Source organism: Corynebacterium sp. HMSC074A09 (genome assembly GCF_001811545.1).
Lineage (GTDB): Bacteria > Actinomycetota > Actinomycetes > Mycobacteriales > Mycobacteriaceae > Corynebacterium > Corynebacterium hiratae.
Window position 1 is genome coordinate 82,983 of sequence record NZ_KV805124.1, and the last position, 15,137, is coordinate 98,119.

Here is a 15,137-nt window from a genome sequence, read left to right on the forward strand (position 1 = left end):
TTTTCTAAGATGCGCCCTTGGAACGAACCTCGGTGATGATGGCGGAGAAGTCGAGTCCGCCGTGGCCTTCGTCCACGAAGGAGGCGTACTGCTCCTCCGCAATCCGGCCCAGGACGGTGTCGGTCTTGGTGTCTTCCGCCGCGGCCATGGCCAGCTTGAGGTCCTTGAGCATGAGGGCGGCGGCAAAGCCCGGCTTGAAGTCGTTATTCGCCGGTGAGCTCGGCACGATATCCGGGACCGGGGCGTTGACGGACAGCGACCAGGAATTGCCGGTTGCGTTGGAGACAACATCGTAGAAGGCTTGGTGGTCCAACCCTAGGCGCTCGCCGAGGACGAGGGCCTCCGCCAGGACGATTTGTTGGACCGCGAGGATCATGTTGTTGCAGGCCTTGACCGCCTGGCCGTTGCCGATGTCACCACAGTGCGTCACGGACTTACCCATGATGTCGAGCAACGGCTTGACCTTCGCAAAGTCTTCGGCCGTGCCGCCGACCATGAAGGCGAGTGTTCCTGCGGCTGCACCTGCGATGCCGCCGGATACCGGCGCATCCAGGAAGGCGGAGCCAGCCTTGCTCACGGTGTCTGCGAGCTCACGGGCTTCCGCGACCGCGATGGTGGAGAAATCAACATAGGTCTTTGGTTCTTCGTTTGCTGCGAGGACCGACTCGAGGACCTGCTTAACCAGTCCGCCATTGGGCAAGCTGGTGAAGACTACCTCGGCGCCCTGCGCGGCTTCCTCAGCGGTGTCGATGATGGTGATGCCCTGCTCGGCGGCGCGATCCCGTGCTTCCTCCACGACGTCGAAGCCGCGGACCTCGTGCCCGGCCTTCGCAAGGTTGGCAGCCATGGGGCCGCCCATGTTGCCCAATCCGATAAACGCGATAGTCGTCATTGTGTTCTCTCCTTACATGACCGGCATGGTGAACTGGGGACCTGCGGAGTCGTCGCTGGGCCAGCGCGAGGTGACGGTCTTGGTCTTGGTGTAGAAGCGGAAGGAATCCGGACCGTGCTGGTTGAGGTCGCCGAAACCAGAGGCCTTCCAGCCGCCGAAGGTGTGGTAGGCAATCGGCACCGGAATCGGAACGTTGACGCCCACCATGCCGACCTGGACGTTCTTGCAGAAGTCGCGGGCCGCGCCACCGTTCTGGGTGAAGATCGCTACGCCGTTGCCGTAGACGTGGTCGTTCGGATAAGACACGGCCTCTTCCAGGGTCTCAGCGCGGACCATGACCAGCACCGGTCCGAAGATTTCCTCGCTGTAGACGGACATGTCGGCGGTGACGTTGTCGAAGAAGCTCGGGCCGGAGTAGAAGCCGTCCGCGAGGGAATCCTCGTTGAAAGTCTTGTCGGACATGTCCAACTCGCGGCCGTCGGCAAGCAGCGTGGCACCCGCCTCCACGCCCTCGGCGATGAGCCGGTGGACGCGGTCGCGCGCCTCGGCGGTGACCAGGGGACCGTAGTCGGCCTCCGGGTCGAGGCAGTGGCCGACCTTCAGCTCCGGGATCTTCGCCAGAATGGCATCGCGGAGACGGTCTGCCGTGTCCTGCCCCACGGGAACCACCACGGACAGGGCCATGCAGCGCTCACCGGCGGAGCCGAAAGCCGCGCCCACGATGGCATCGGCGGTGGCGTCAATGTCGGCGTCGGGAAGCACAATAGCGTGGTTCTTTGCACCACCGAAGCATTGGGCACGCTTGCCAGTCGCCGCGCAACGCTCGTAGATATACTGCGCAATCGGCGTGGAGCCCACGAAGCCCACGGCCTTGATCGTGTCGGAATCCAGGATGGCGTCGACGGCTTCCTTGCCGCCGTGCACAACGTTGAGAACACCGGCGGGGCCGCCGGCCTCAATGAAGAGCTCCGCCAGGCGAACCGGCACGGAGGGGTCACGCTCGGAGGGCTTGAGCACGAAGGCATTGCCCGCCGCCAGGGCCGGGCCGGCCTTCCACAGTGGAATCATGGCCGGGAAGTTGAACGGGGTAATACCGGCAACCACGCCGAGCGGCTGGCGCAGCGAGTAGGTATCGATGCCGGTGCCGACCTCCGAGGAGTACTCGCCCTTGAGCTGGTGCGGGGCGCCGAGCGCAAACTCCAGCACGTCGACGCCGCGCAGGACATCGCCCTTGGCATCCGGGAAGGTCTTGCCGTGCTCCAGGGAGAGCTGCGTGGCCAGCTCATCCATGTTCTCGTGGATGAGACGGATCCACTCCATGATGATGCGAACGCGCTTTTGCGGGTTCAGCGCCGCCCAACCTGGCTGCGCCTTCGCGGATTCCGCGATGACGCTGTCCACATCGGCCTTGTTCGCAAGAGCGACGGCGGCCTGCTCCTTGCCGGTCGAAGGGTTCAGGACGGGCTGCGTGTTGCCCGACGTCCCCTCGAAAGTTTCTCCGTTGACGTAGTGATAAACAGTGCGCATGGCGCGTCTCCTTCCTGGAACCTCCGGCTCCTTCTATGGCTTGGGTCACACACTAACCCCGGCCCGGTGCCACACGCCACAATAAATGAGAGTTAACACACCATTTACCCCCTGGTGTGAGCTGGCATACATGGTGTGTCCTGCACTTTCCTCCTGGGCTTCCCTTGGAAGCCGTGGGGTGAATGCCATTCACCTACACTGAGCTCGGGGAAGTCCGGGCTAAGGTAATGACATGGACCACACGGAGCAGCCCGCGACCACCACGCCTTTTGACCCCGGACCAACGAGCTGGGAAGCTGATGTCATCCTCAACGATGGCGATATCGCCACCCTGCGCCCCATCACGCCGGCCGACCGCGACGCCATCCGCGCCTTCTACGACCGCGTCTCGGATCAATCGAAGTACCTGCGCTTCTTCGGCACGCACCCCACGCTCACCGACGATGACCTGGACCGGTGGTTGCACACAGACGGCTACGACAAGGTCACGCTCGTCATGGTGGAGCGCGGCAATATCGTGGCGGTGGCCGGATACTCCATCGTCGAACAGTTTCTGCCCGCGCGCGTGGGCGATGTCTCCTTCCTTGTCCAGGATTCCCACCACGGAAAAGGCGTGGCCAATATCCTCCTCGAGCACCTCGCGGAGATTGGGCGCGAAGGAAAAGTGGAGCGTTTCTTCGCGGAAATGCTCACACAAAACCGCAGGATGGTGCAGGTCTTCGTGCGGGCGGGCTATTCCGCGAAGCCGGAGCTTGAGGATGGATTCATTAGGGTGGATTTCCACATCGCGCCGAATGAGAATTCCCGCGATGTCATGGAGCGCCGCGAGCTGCGCGCCGAAGCCAACTCGATTCACCGTTTGCTCAACCCGAGCTCCGTGGCGGTGGTAGGTACGCTCTCCAGCCAGCAGCTGGCCAGCGCCGGCTTCACTGGGTCACTGCGCAACCTGCACAGCGTCGATGAGCTCTATGACCTTGCTGAACCAGTCAATCTCGTCGTCATCGAGTTTCAGGGGCGCGGCGGCGCCGACGTCATGAAGGCCGCTGCCGCCGCGGGTGCCAAGGGCGTTGTGGTCATCTCCCGCAGCCAGAACCCTAACCTCTCGCGCGAGGAGGCCCGCGACATCGTGCTCGCGGCCAGGGACTACGGCCTGCGCGCCCTCGGCCCCGCAGCTCTAGGCCTCATCAACACCGATGAGTCGGTGCGTCTCAACGCGAGCCCCGCGCCCATGCCGCGCGCAGGGCAGGTAGGGCTCTTTACCCAGTCGGCGGGCGTGGCCACCCTGGCACTCTCCCACGCGCTGCAACTCGGCTGCGGGTTAAGCAACTTCATCGCTGCTGGTTCCTTCGCCGATGTCACCGGCAATGACGTCATGCAGTTCTGGAGCCAGGATGAGAACACACGCATCTGCCTGCTGTCCCTCGACTCGATTGGTAACCCGCGCAAGTTCTTCCGAATTCTGCGACGCCTGGCCCTGGACAAGCACGTCGTGGTGTTTCTTCCCTCGCGCGCGCTGAAGTCCGCCCGACACTACGCGGTCGAAGATTTGTCTGCGGCCAGCCCGGCCGCGCTGGATGAGATCATCCGCTACACCGGGGCCATGGTGGTCACCCGCCGCGATGCCATGCTCGACATCGCCCAGCTCCTCGCGCGCCAACCAGTGCCGCAGGGGCGCCGTATCGCCGTCATTTCGAATTCCTCCGGCCTCACCGCGCAGATGGAGCAGGCGGCCTGGCGCTTCGGGCTTCGCCCGCACGCTCTCACCGTCGTCGACGACCCTGCCCCCGCTATCACGGAACAGGCCCGGCGCGCGCTGGAGGATCCGGATATTGACATGGTGCTGTGCGCTGTCGTGGAGGTCGGCGAGTTCATTCTCAAGGATGCGCATTCAAGCTTGTCCCAGCTGGCTTCCACAACGACGGATACCCCGCTCATCGCCAGTTTTGTGGGCTTCGACGTTCCCGATTTTCGCACCGCGCCAGGCCCCGAAAAACCCGGACAGCTACCGGTGTTTGGCACCTATGCCGACGCCATCGAAGCGTTGGCGACCATCATCGATAACGAACGTCGCCGCACCCTCGCCCGCCCCAACCCTGCCGATGAATTCGCTACCAGCACCGGCTTGGCCGGAGCACGCAAAGTCGTAGCGGAGATACTTGTGGATTCTCCCACTGGGAGGTGGGCGACCGACGAGGAATGCGCGCGAATTCTGGGGGCTTATGGCATCGACATTGTTCCGTGGAATCCGGTGAACACCCTTGAGGAGGCCATTGCGGCCGGCCACGAGTATGGCTGGAACGTCGTACTCAAGTGCACCTCACAGATGGTGCGGGGCCGCTCGGAGCTGCCTACTGTCGTGCGCGATATCCATGATGAGGAATCCATGGCGCGGGCGTGGACCACCATCACCCAACTCACGTGCGATCTCCACTTGGGCGAAGACCCGGCAATCTTGATACCGGTGGTGCAGCGCATGGTCACGGCGGGCGCCTCACTTACCCTCCGGGCCATCGAAGATCCCGTCGTGGGCCCGATGATTTCTGCGGGATTCTCCGGGCTGCCCTCGGACCTATTGGGGGACGTCGAGTGGCGCGTGCCCCCGCTGCGCCGGACGGATGCCCTGGACATGCTCAGCTGTTTGAAGGCCTCTCCCCTGTTGGCCGGCTACCGCGGTACCAAGGCCGCTAAGTTACACCGTGTCGAGGAGGTGATGATGCAGCTGGCCCAACTCAAGGACGATATTGCCGCCCTTGTTGACATCGAGCTCTCCCCGGTTATCGCCGGGGTGACACAGACTGATGTGGTGGGCGCTCGCATGCGCATCGCCCCGCTGGGTGATGTCCGCGATCCTCTCGCGAGGTCCCTGTCATGAGCCAGTCGAAGCCGCTGCTTTTTGCCTCGGAGGAGATGTACCGCTACTCGCTGGGCCCGCAGCATCCGATGGGGCCGGACCGCGTCGCCGCGGCGATGTCGCTGGCGCAACACTTCAGTGTGCTGGAGGAGTTCGATATCGAGTGCCCCACCCCACTGAACACCTCGCACTTGCAGCTCGTGCACAGCCCCGACTACATCGCTGCCACCCGCGCCGAGGTGCCGTCCAAACGGTTTGGGCTGGGCACTGAGGACAACCCGATTAGCCATGGCTTGTCGACGGTCGCCGCGCGCATCGCCGGCGGCACCCTTGCGGCCGTGCGCGCTGTATGGGAGGGCCGCGCGCCACGGGCCGTTAATCTTTCCGGCGGGCTGCACCATGCTTTTGCCGATTCCATGTCGGGATTCTGCATGTATAACGACGCCGCCATTGCGATCCAGTGGCTACTGGCCAACGGCGCCCAACGCGTGGTTTACCTGGACTTGGACGCCCACCATGGCGACGGCGTGGAGAAAATTTTTTGGGATGATCCCAACGTGCTGACCATCTCGGTCCATGAGTCGGGGCTCTATCTCTTCCCCGGCACAGGCTATGCGCACGAGATTGGTGGGCAAGGCGCGGAAGGCACCGCCGTCAACGTGGCCCTGCCCCGTGGGGTCACGGATGAGGAATGGCTGCAGGTCGTCCACGCGATCGTCCCGCCGCTGCTCAAGAAATTCCGCCCCGATTTCATCATTTCCCAGCACGGCGCGGATCCGCACCGTTCGGATCCCCTCGCGGACCTGGAACTCACCATCGATGCGATGGCGCGCGCCTACCGCTCGGTGGCGGTGTGGGCACAGCAATTTGCGGGCGGACGATGGGTGGCCCTCGGTGGCGGTGGCTATCGAGTCGATGCCGTCGCCCGCGCCTGGACGCAGGTACTTGCCGCGGCCGCCGGTGTGGAGCTCGCCGCCTCCTCCCGGATGCCGGACGGCTGGGAGGGCTCCCCCACGCTGGGCGATGAAGGCGCACGCGCCGCCATCGGGGACTTCGACCCCACCAAGGTCATGGCGGAAAAGCCCCACGCGGCGCTAGTACAGACCACGCGCGCCATCTTCCCCTACTGGGGCTTGCCCGCTTATGGCTAGGCCCCGCGCATGCAGGGCGCACGTGCGGGGCAGCATTAGTGAGTACGCGGTGCGAACCCTTAGCGCGGCGGCATACGCAGTGCGCCATCCAAGCGAATCGTCTCGCCATTGATATAGGGGTTCTCCGCGATAGACAAGGCCAGGGCAGCAAACTCCTCTGGCTTTGCCAGCCTGGCGGGGAAAGGCACGGTGGCTTCGAGCTGCTCACGGAACTCCGGGGTGATTTGCTCCATCATCGGGGTGGCCACCACGCCCGGCGCGATGGCATTGACACGGATGCCCAGTGACGCCAGGTCCCGGGCCCCGGTAATCGACAGGGCGGCCACCGCGCCTTTTGACGCCGCATAGGCTGCCTGCCCTACCTGCCCTTCAAAGGCCGCGACGGAGGCAGTGTTGATGATGACGCCGCGCTGGCCGTCCTCATCGAGTGGTTCTGCCTGGGCCATCGCCTCGGCGGCCGCGGTCATGACGTGGAAGGTACCCATGAGGTTGACGTTTATGGTCTTAGAAAACAGCTCCGGATCGTGCGGGCCTTTGCGCCCGAAGATGCGCGCCGAGGGGCAGATTCCGGCGCAGTTTACCGCTACACGCAGCGGCGCTGAAGATGCCGCGGCGAGGACAGCCTCCCGCACGGCAGCGGCATCGGTGACGTCGACTGCCGTGTAGTCGATGCCACTGTGCTGTTCCTCCGGAACGGACAAGTCGAGCACGGTGACCGTGGCTCCGTGCTCTGCGAGTGCCGCGGCCGTTGCCGCTCCAAGGCCGGATGCACCGCCGGTCACGACGGCAGAGGCTTCGTGTAGGTTCATGGTTTCTCCTTTGATCACAGCGGGGCGTGGGATGTGTAGTGCTGCAAATGTGTGGACAGTGATTACGAGGGCGGAGCTGCTTAAACGAAGGCGGATACGCCAGTAACCGCACGGCCGACGATGAGCGAGTTGATGTCGTAGGTTCCCTCATAGGTGAAGAGAATCTCGGCATCATCCATCATCTTCGACAGGTCATACTCTGTGAGAATGCCGTTTCCACCGCCGATGTTGCGGCCCGCGGCTGCAGATTCGCGCGCCAGGCGCGTGGTCGTTGCCTTCGCCAGGGCGGCAAACGGCATTTCCAGCTTGCCCTGTTCCTGGACCTCCGCCAGCTGGGCCATCATGGCGAGTGAGGCAGTGGCGTTGCCAAGGATGCGGGAGAGCTGCTCCTGCACCAGCTGAAACTTCGCAATGGGCCGGCCAAACTGTTCGCGCTTGACCGCGTACTCGCGGGCCTTATCGAAGATGCCGAGCTGCAGCCCAGCTCCCTGCCAGCCCACCCAGGCGCGGGAATAGCACAGGAAGTCGTTGACGTTGGCGAAGGATTCGGCGCCAGGGATGAGGTTCTCGTGTGGGATTAGGACGTTGTCGAAGTTAAGGTCCGCATTCTGCATGATGCGCAGACCCATTTTGCGCGAGATCTTGCTGCGCGTAACACCGTCACGGTCGAGCTCAACGATGAACGCCTTAATCTCATCATCCGCCGTATCGCGGGCGAAGGTGATGGCGAAATCAGCAAAAGTACCGGCGCCAATCCAGCGCTTCGCGCCGTTGATAACCCAGCCCTCGGCGGTGCGCTCCGCCGTTGTGGCAAGACCGCCGGCGATATCGGAGCCGTGGTCCGGCTCGGTCAGCGCGAAACAGCCCACCTTGGTGAACTGACGCAGGCCTGCCAACCAGGTGTCCTTCTGCTCCGGGGAGCCAAGCTTGTCGATGAGCCCCAGGACGAGCTCATTGTGGATGCCCACCAACGCCGAGAGCGAGACGTCTGCGCGGGTGACTTCCGCGTACACCAGCCCACGGTAGAGCCGTGAGGTGTTGGTGAGCTCGATTTCACCCAAGCCCATCTCCGCCATCCGGGGAAGCAGGTCGAAAGGCAGCTCTTCGCGGTCCCAGTATTCGCCCACGACCGGGCGAATCTCCGTCTGCAGAAACTCGTGGATCTCCGCCAGGCGTGCCTGCTCTTCGGGGACTAGGCGGTCAGCGACGGCGAAGATATCGGCGTGGGGGTACTTGATCTTCTCCAAGTGTTTCCCGCTGGGATGCTGTGGGCCAAGGATCGGCGGCATAGTTTTCTACCTTTCTAGCTGGGTCTTGTCGCGACTACATGGATTCATTTGAGGCCATAAACGGTCTTGTAGGTCAAGAAATCAATGGGGAACTTCACATTGAATGGGTACGATTATACATCTTTCCGTACTCCCCACACCGTGTTCTATGATCAGGTTTCACAACGCAGGACTCCTAGCCCGCCCCAAAAGAGCCCCTCAAGGCCGGAATCGACACAGACGGAGAGACACATGACCCAGCCACTCACACCACGGCAGCGAGAGCTCTTTAACGCCCTGTTGCAGGACTTCCTGGCCGAGGGCTTCGAGTCCTTCACCATCGATGGCGCAACCAAGCGCTACCAATGCTCCAAGTCCACCATCTATGCGCTGGGCCCATCGAGGGATGCCATCATTCGGCGCGTACTGGTCAGCTTCTTTAAGGAAATTGCACGCCGCACCGCGGTCACCGAGGCACCCACATACGCCCAAGCGCTTGAGAAATACTTCTCCTCCATGACCATCGCCCTAGAGCCCGCCAGCCCGGAGTTTATGCGCGATCTTGCCTCTGAACCCGCCGCCCAGGAGGTATTCAGCCTCAACACACGCAGGGCTACCGAAACCATCCATGAGCTGCTCAGCCACGGCGTTGCAGCCGGCGAGTTCACAGCGGAGTACACAGATTTTGTCTCCCGTCTGCTCCAGCGCTCCATGACCGACATCCAGCAGGGCTTCTACTCGGACACCCTAGCCCCAGCCGAGGCCTACCACACGCTTGGCCAGCTCATCCTTCATGGAATTTCACGGCGCTAGCCTGCGACTTTCGCACAGGCTAGCCACATCCTCTAGAAATTACTTCGAACTCAAAGTAAAGTAGGCTGCGACCCACGTCACATCGACGCATGGTCTGGGACGCGGACCATAGGCAATGTAGCGTCCTTCCCCCACATGAGCACAAGCTAGAGGAGAACCAATGACCACGGTGACCGAACAATTCCAAGCAGCCCGCGATCTGCTGGTTTCTTATCAGACCGATTATGAAGCAGCCCGCAGCAACTTCGAGTGGCCGCGCTTCGAGCACTTCAACTTCGCCCTCGATTGGTTCGATCACCTCGCCACCGCGGAGGATTCCAAGGACCGCGAGGCGCTCGTCATTTGTGAAACCGACGGCAGCAGCACGCGCCGCACCTTCGCCGAGATGTCCGCTCGCTCAGCACAGCTAGCCAACTGGCTGGAAGCACAAGGCGTTCAGCGCGGTGACCGCGTCATGCTCATGCTCAACAATCAGGTGGAACTGTGGGAGTGCATGCTGGCCTGTATCAAGGCGGGCTTCGTGCTCAACCCGGCAACCGCCATGCTGGGTGCGGCGGATCTGCAAGACCGGACCGACCGCGCCAGCATTTCCTGGGTTGTGGCCAACGCCGAGGATGCCGTGAAGTTCCAGGACGTCACCGGTGATTTCACGGTTATCCAGGTTGGTGATGAACCAGATGCGCAGTCGGCGCACCCGACCCTGCGCTACTCAGATTCTTTCACGGGTTCTGAGGTCTACACGCCGAAGCAGGAAACCAAGGCCGATGAAACCCTCCTGCTCTACTTCACCTCCGGTACCACGTCGAAGGCGAAGCTCGTCGAGCACACCCATACCTCCTACCCGGTGGGGCACCTCACCACGATGTACTGGATCGGCCTGGCGCCTGGCGACGTCCACCTCAACGTCGCCGCCCCCGGCTGGGCCAAGCACGCGTGGTCAAACTTCTTTGCCCCCTGGATCGCCGGGGCCACTATCTTCCTGTACAACTATGCGCGCTTCGACGCTGCTGCGCTCATGGACAAGATGGAGGAAGAAGGTGTCACCAGCTTCTGCGCCCCGCCGACAGTGTGGCGCATGCTCGTCCAGGCGGACCTGGGTCGCATGAAGACCCCACCGAAGAAGCTCGTCGCGGCGGGCGAACCACTGAACCCTGAGCTCATCAGCACCATCAGCAAGGCCTGGAACACTGATGTTCGCGATGGCTTCGGGCAGACGGAAACCACCCTGCAGATCGCCAACACCCCGGAGCAAAAGGTCAAGCCAGGTTCTATGGGCCGCCCGCTGCCGGGTTGGGAAGTCGTGCTCAAGGATCCCGCTACGGATGAGATTGGGGATACCGGTGAAATCTGTTTGAAGATTGATCCCCGCCCAGTCGGCCTGACAGTGGGTTACTTCAACGACCCCGACAAGAATGCGGAGGTCTTCCGCGACGGTTACTACCACACGGGAGATACGGCGGAACGCGATGAAGACGGCTACATCTTCTACATTGGCCGTGCCGATGATGTCTTCAAGGCTTCCGACTACCGCCTGTCCCCCTTCGAGCTCGAGTCCGTCGTCATCGAGCACCCGGCCGTCGCCGAAGTAGCGGTGGTTCCCTCCCCGGATCCCATCCGCCTTGCCGTGCCAAAGGCCTACGTGGCTTTGGCGAATGGCTACGAGCCAAACGCGGAGACGGCCGAAGCCATCCTCAAGCACTGCCGTGATGGCTTGGCGCCGTATAAGCGTATCCGCCGCCTCGAGTTCTACGAGCTGCCAAAGACGGTCTCTGGCAAGATTCGCCGCGTCGATCTGCGCAAGCGCGAAACCGAGATCCACTCAGCTGATGGCGGTGAGACGACAGCTTCGACGGAGTTTGCTGATTCCGACTTTCCGTCGCCGAAGGGCTAGCACCACCCTCCTTCCGATGATGCAGGCTCCAGCTTCCGGCTGGGGCCTTTGTTTCTCTCATCCGGGTTCTCGGAACAGTGAAGCTGTCGCTTATAGTTGTCTCACGCGCTACAAGGAGGTCTTTTCCGGCTCATGGATATCATTGCTGAAGCACGCCGCCAGTGGGCTCAGCGCTATTCCGCGCACTCCGCGCGTGGCCTGGCCACGGTCTCCTCCTTCGAGCGCGCCGCCCATATTTTGAGAAACGGTGCCGAGGAGGCTCTCGCTCCCTTTGGGGTGAGCTATAGCCAATTTGAGGTCCTCGCCGTGCTCATGTGGTCACGCGCGGGAAGCATGCCGATGTCGAAGATCAGTTCTCGCCTACAACTCCCGCCGGCATCACTGACCCACACGGTGCGCAAGTTGGAAAAGGACGGACTGATCACGCGGGTGAGCGACCCTAAAGATAAGCGCTCGACCTTGGTGATGGTCACCGACCAAGGCATCGTGCTGGCTTCCGCGGCGGGACCGGCACTCGATCGCTATTTCGAGTCCATTGCACTGCCCGCACGCGAACAAGATCGCGTTATCGCTGCCGCCAACCGTATTCGCCGCGCCGCCGGCGAGGACGTCGAGTCCCCAGAGGCTCAGTAGAGCGACGGAACTGCCCTATCTGCAAAACCTGCGCTCCCGCCCTGCCCGATTCACGGGCTTCAACTTTGGCAACTAGGGCAGTTTTTGTCTGAGAACTAATCCCCCTCAGAGCTACTTCGCAGAGCGAAGGAGCTTAAGCATGCTTGAAGTCTGGGTCACGCTTCTCCACGAAGGCTGCCATTCCTTCCTTTTGGTCGTGGGATGAGAAGAGTGCGTGGAAGGTGCGGCGCTCAAACTGGATGCCCTGGGACAGCGAGAGCTCATCCACGGCATTGACTTGTTCCTTGATCTGGGACGTTGCGACGAAGGACTTCGAGGCGATGAGCTGCGCGGTTTCTAGCGCGGAATCGAGGAGCTCGTCGGCGGGAACCACGCGGGCCACGAGACCAGAGCGCTCTGCTTCCTCCGCTGCCATCATGCGGCCGGTCAGGCACATCTCCATTGCCTTGGCCTTTCCGATGGCACGGGTTAGGCGCTGGGAGCCGCCCATGCCCGGGGTAACGCCGAGGTTGACCTCGGGCTGGCCAAACTTGGCCTTGTCACCGGCGATAATGAAGTCACACATCATAGCTAGCTCGCAACCGCCGCCAAGCGCGTAGCCGTTGACCGCCGCGATAATGGGCGTGCGAGCGCGCGTGAGGACGTCCCAGCCGGCGAACCAGTCCGCGGTGTACATCTCCGTCGCCGTCTTCGAAGACATCTCCTTGATATCTGCGCCGGCGGCAAAGGCCTTGTCGGAACCGGTAATAACGATTGCGCCTACTTCTCCATCGGCGTCGAATTCCTGGACCGCGTGCGTGACCTCAAGCATGGTGTCGTTGTTCAGCGCGTTGAGTGCTTCCGGACGGTTAAGGGTGATGAGTGCGACGCGGCCGCGCTTTTCAGTAAGAATTGCCATGGAACTAGTGTCCTTTCTGTGATTTCGGGTAGTGCTATATCTGGCTCGTGATCAGGGGATGGCTGTGCCTAGTTTTCGGAGGTATCGAATGTGGGAGCTTCCACATTGCCTTCGCTGTGTTCGAGAATAGACGCCACGACGTCCGCTGGGACGGCGCCGATGGACTCGTATTCCCAGGAAGGGTTACGGTCCTTATCAACGATCTGCGCGCGGATACCCTCGACGAATTCCTTGTGCTTTTGCATGTTCACGGACATCCAGAATTCTTGCGCCAAGGTTTCCGCAAAGCTCATGGACGCATTGCGGTTCAGGGATTCCTCGGTAACGCGGATTCCCAGTGGTGAATTAAGGCTCATCCGCTTGGCAGCCTTCGCGGCCCAGTGTCCTTCGCCGCCCGCGGCTGCGCGTTCTTGCAGCCGGGCCAAGGTTTCCTCGGCAGTCTCCGCGGCATAGGCCTCAACCATTTCGGCGCGATCCTCCCCGAAGCCGGGTCCCACCTCTTCGGAAAACTTCTCGATGTCTGCCGGTTCCCCCGACTCCACCAGCTGCTCTACCAACGCGTCGAGCTTGTCCTTGGGCACGAAGTAATCCGCAAAACCGGTATCGATCGCTTCCGCGGCGCCCACGTGGATCGCGGTATAGGCCAAGTGGCGGCCAAGGCGATCTGCAGCTCGGGACAGCAGGTAGGAACCGCCGGCATCGGGCGAATACCCAATTCCTACTTCCGGCATGCCGATGCGTGAATCCTCACTCACGATGCGGTGCGAGGCGTGCGCCGACACGCCGATTCCACCGCCCAGCACGATGCCTTCCATGAGAGCCACGTAAGGCTTGGAATAGGTGGAGATCAGATAGTTCAGCTCGTATTCCGTCTTCCAGAAATGGGCGCCTGCGGTTCCGCCTTCCAGGGCATCGTGGTACAAGGCTGCGACGTCACCGCCCGCGCATAGCCCGCGTTCGCCAGCGCCGCGGAGAATAACGAGCTTGACGCGGTCATCATCCTGCCACTCCTGAAGCACCGCCGTCATCTCATCAATCATCGTCTGGTTCAGCGCGTTAATGGCCTTGGGCCGATTGAGCGTGAGCACGCCGGCGTGTCCACGAATTTCGCTAATAATCTCGTTCGTCATCTTCTTCTCCTATTTTTCTACTCAGCTATGGGCGGGGTTAGTTCACAGCCTCAAGCAACAGGGCTTCACCTTGTCCACCGCCGCCGCACAACGTGACCCCGGCGCGGCGGGCATGGGATTCTGCCAAGAGGTGCGCCGCATGCACTACGAGCCGTGCACCGGAAGCACCGATAGGGTGCCCCAGAGCAATCGCTCCGCCCTGCGGATTCACGTCATCGGGGTGGATTCCAAGGACCCTCGCGGAATGCACCACTACCGCGGCAAAGGCCTCATTGATCTCGATGTGGTCGAGGTCCTTTGCACTCCAGCCCTGGCGTTCCAGGGCTTGAAGAAGGGCACGAGCGGGCTGTTCCTGCAGCGAAGAATCCGGGCCGGCTACTTGCCCAGGCGCGCGCAGGACCGCCATGATCGGCAGCCCTTTTTTCTCCGCATGTTCGCGGGTGGTGAGAACGACGGCCGCAGCCCCATCCGTGATGGGTGAAGAATTTCCGGCCGTTATGCCTCCTTCAGGCTCAAAGGCCGGACGCAGCCCAGCCAAGGATTCTTCGGTGACTCCCTCCCGGATGCCTTCATCGCGCGAGACGGTGATCTCGTCGTGCCGGCTCGCTACGGTGATCGGAGCGATCTCCGTGTCAAAGAGTCCCTCCTCGCTCGCCTGCAGAGCGCGCTGGTGGGACAGCGCGGCGCAGCGGTCTTGTTCCTGACGGGTGGCCGGATAGCGCTCGGCATACTTCTCCGACAGCGAGCCCATGGAAATCCCGAGATCCGCTGCCCGCAGGCCATCGTGCTCCATGTGATCGAGAAGCTCAACAGAGCCGAATTTCTTTCCCTTGCGCGACTGCGGCAGCAGGTGGGGAGCATTCGACATCGACTCCATTCCCCCGGCCACTACCACCGTGGCTTCGCCGGAGCGCAGGAGCCGGGAGGCGTCGATAATCGCGGTCAGACCGGACAGGCAGACCTTGTTGACCGTTGTGGTGTGCGCGTTCGGGGAAATTCCTGCCCCCAGTGCTGCCTGCTTCGTGGGGTTTTGCCCCACACCTGCCTGCAAGACTTGTCCGAAGATCACCGCATCAACGTCGTCGGGGTTGACCTGCGCTTGCGCGAGCGCAGCAGCGATGGCATGGGAGCCGAGCTCCGTTGCGGGCAAGGCCGCAAGGCCGCCAAGCAACTTGCCGAAGGGCGTTCGGGCGGCGCCCACAATAACGATGTCCATATTTCGCTCTCCAAACTGTACGAAGTTAACCCGAATCGTACCGATGGATTGTGCGCTG

Annotated in this window: 12 protein-coding genes; 5 read left to right on the top strand and 7 right to left on the bottom strand. The window is 62.2% G+C overall.

Annotation, left to right across the window (positions count from 1 at the left end; all coding sequences use genetic code 11):
* Positions 1-4: 4 nt before the first annotated feature.
* Complete coding sequence (gene mmsB, locus HMPREF2807_RS02740; protein ID WP_070510358.1) at positions 5-892, bottom strand: 3-hydroxyisobutyrate dehydrogenase; 888 nt, start codon at positions 890-892, stop codon at positions 5-7.
* A gap of 12 nt (positions 893-904) precedes the next feature.
* The gene (locus HMPREF2807_RS02745; protein WP_010187497.1) at positions 905-2,419 is read right to left on the bottom strand and encodes a CoA-acylating methylmalonate-semialdehyde dehydrogenase; all 1,515 of its coding nucleotides are present in this window, start codon (positions 2,417-2,419) and stop codon (positions 905-907) included.
* 232 nt (positions 2,420-2,651) lie between these two features.
* Between HMPREF2807_RS02745 and HMPREF2807_RS02750 the strand changes: the two genes are divergently transcribed.
* Positions 2,652-5,291: a GNAT family N-acetyltransferase gene (locus tag HMPREF2807_RS02750; RefSeq protein WP_070510359.1), complete on the top strand. Its 2,640-nt coding sequence runs from the start codon at positions 2,652-2,654 to the stop codon at positions 5,289-5,291.
* Positions 5,288-6,421 (top strand): acetoin utilization protein AcuC, encoded by a 1,134-nt coding sequence (locus HMPREF2807_RS02755; RefSeq protein ID WP_070510361.1) that lies wholly within the window; start codon positions 5,288-5,290, stop codon positions 6,419-6,421. The genes HMPREF2807_RS02750 and HMPREF2807_RS02755 overlap by 4 nt, the downstream gene beginning before the upstream one ends.
* A gap of 59 nt (positions 6,422-6,480) precedes the next feature.
* Here HMPREF2807_RS02755 and HMPREF2807_RS02760 read toward each other — a convergent pair whose 3' ends face one another.
* Positions 6,481-7,230, bottom strand: coding sequence for an SDR family NAD(P)-dependent oxidoreductase (locus tag HMPREF2807_RS02760; RefSeq protein WP_010187503.1), 750 nt, complete (start codon positions 7,228-7,230; stop codon positions 6,481-6,483).
* An 80-nt stretch (positions 7,231-7,310) separates the two neighbouring features.
* Positions 7,311-8,519 (bottom strand): acyl-CoA dehydrogenase family protein, encoded by a 1,209-nt coding sequence (locus HMPREF2807_RS02765; RefSeq protein WP_010187505.1) that lies wholly within the window; start codon positions 8,517-8,519, stop codon positions 7,311-7,313.
* Between the two features lie 231 nt (positions 8,520-8,750).
* Between HMPREF2807_RS02765 and HMPREF2807_RS02770 the strand changes: the two genes are divergently transcribed.
* The 3 genes from HMPREF2807_RS02770 to HMPREF2807_RS02780 all read left to right on the top strand — a co-directional run bounded on the left by HMPREF2807_RS02770 (position 8,751) and on the right by HMPREF2807_RS02780 (position 11,835).
* A complete protein-coding gene (locus tag HMPREF2807_RS02770) occupies positions 8,751-9,311 on the top strand; it encodes a TetR/AcrR family transcriptional regulator (RefSeq protein ID WP_070510363.1) in 561 nt (186 codons plus the stop codon).
* A gap of 160 nt (positions 9,312-9,471) precedes the next feature.
* Positions 9,472-11,202: an AMP-binding protein gene (locus HMPREF2807_RS02775; RefSeq protein ID WP_070510365.1), complete on the top strand. Its 1,731-nt coding sequence runs from the start codon at positions 9,472-9,474 to the stop codon at positions 11,200-11,202.
* A 132-nt stretch (positions 11,203-11,334) separates the two neighbouring features.
* Positions 11,335-11,835 (top strand): MarR family winged helix-turn-helix transcriptional regulator, encoded by a 501-nt coding sequence (locus tag HMPREF2807_RS02780; protein ID WP_010187512.1) that lies wholly within the window; start codon positions 11,335-11,337, stop codon positions 11,833-11,835.
* Between the two features lie 133 nt (positions 11,836-11,968).
* Here HMPREF2807_RS02780 and HMPREF2807_RS02785 read toward each other — a convergent pair whose 3' ends face one another.
* From HMPREF2807_RS02785 to HMPREF2807_RS02795, 3 genes are all read right to left on the bottom strand, one after another.
* Positions 11,969-12,733, bottom strand: coding sequence for an enoyl-CoA hydratase (locus HMPREF2807_RS02785; RefSeq protein ID WP_010187514.1), 765 nt, complete (start codon positions 12,731-12,733; stop codon positions 11,969-11,971).
* A gap of 68 nt (positions 12,734-12,801) precedes the next feature.
* Entirely contained in the window at positions 12,802-13,863 is a 1,062-nt protein-coding gene (locus tag HMPREF2807_RS02790) for an enoyl-CoA hydratase/isomerase family protein (protein WP_070510367.1), read from the bottom strand.
* A 37-nt stretch (positions 13,864-13,900) separates the two neighbouring features.
* Positions 13,901-15,079, bottom strand: coding sequence for an acetyl-CoA C-acyltransferase (locus HMPREF2807_RS02795; RefSeq protein ID WP_070510369.1), 1,179 nt, complete (start codon positions 15,077-15,079; stop codon positions 13,901-13,903).
* Between the last annotated feature and the right edge of the window lie 58 nt (positions 15,080-15,137).

Coding starts and splice junctions, on each gene's coding strand:
- mmsB (WP_070510358.1), bottom strand. CDS start 892: ATGACGACTATCGCGTTTATCGGATTGGGCAACATGGGCGGCCCCATG.
- HMPREF2807_RS02745 (WP_010187497.1), bottom strand. CDS start 2,419: ATGCGCACTGTTTATCACTACGTCAACGGAGAAACTTTCGAGGGGACG.
- HMPREF2807_RS02750 (WP_070510359.1), top strand. CDS start 2,652: ATGGACCACACGGAGCAGCCCGCGACCACCACGCCTTTTGACCCCGGA.
- HMPREF2807_RS02755 (WP_070510361.1), top strand. CDS start 5,288: ATGAGCCAGTCGAAGCCGCTGCTTTTTGCCTCGGAGGAGATGTACCGC.
- HMPREF2807_RS02760 (WP_010187503.1), bottom strand. CDS start 7,230: ATGAACCTACACGAAGCCTCTGCCGTCGTGACCGGCGGTGCATCCGGC.
- HMPREF2807_RS02765 (WP_010187505.1), bottom strand. CDS start 8,519: ATGCCGCCGATCCTTGGCCCACAGCATCCCAGCGGGAAACACTTGGAG.
- HMPREF2807_RS02770 (WP_070510363.1), top strand. CDS start 8,751: ATGACCCAGCCACTCACACCACGGCAGCGAGAGCTCTTTAACGCCCTG.
- HMPREF2807_RS02775 (WP_070510365.1), top strand. CDS start 9,472: ATGACCACGGTGACCGAACAATTCCAAGCAGCCCGCGATCTGCTGGTT.
- HMPREF2807_RS02780 (WP_010187512.1), top strand. CDS start 11,335: ATGGATATCATTGCTGAAGCACGCCGCCAGTGGGCTCAGCGCTATTCC.
- HMPREF2807_RS02785 (WP_010187514.1), bottom strand. CDS start 12,733: ATGGCAATTCTTACTGAAAAGCGCGGCCGCGTCGCACTCATCACCCTT.
- HMPREF2807_RS02790 (WP_070510367.1), bottom strand. CDS start 13,863: ATGACGAACGAGATTATTAGCGAAATTCGTGGACACGCCGGCGTGCTC.
- HMPREF2807_RS02795 (WP_070510369.1), bottom strand. CDS start 15,079: ATGGACATCGTTATTGTGGGCGCCGCCCGAACGCCCTTCGGCAAGTTG.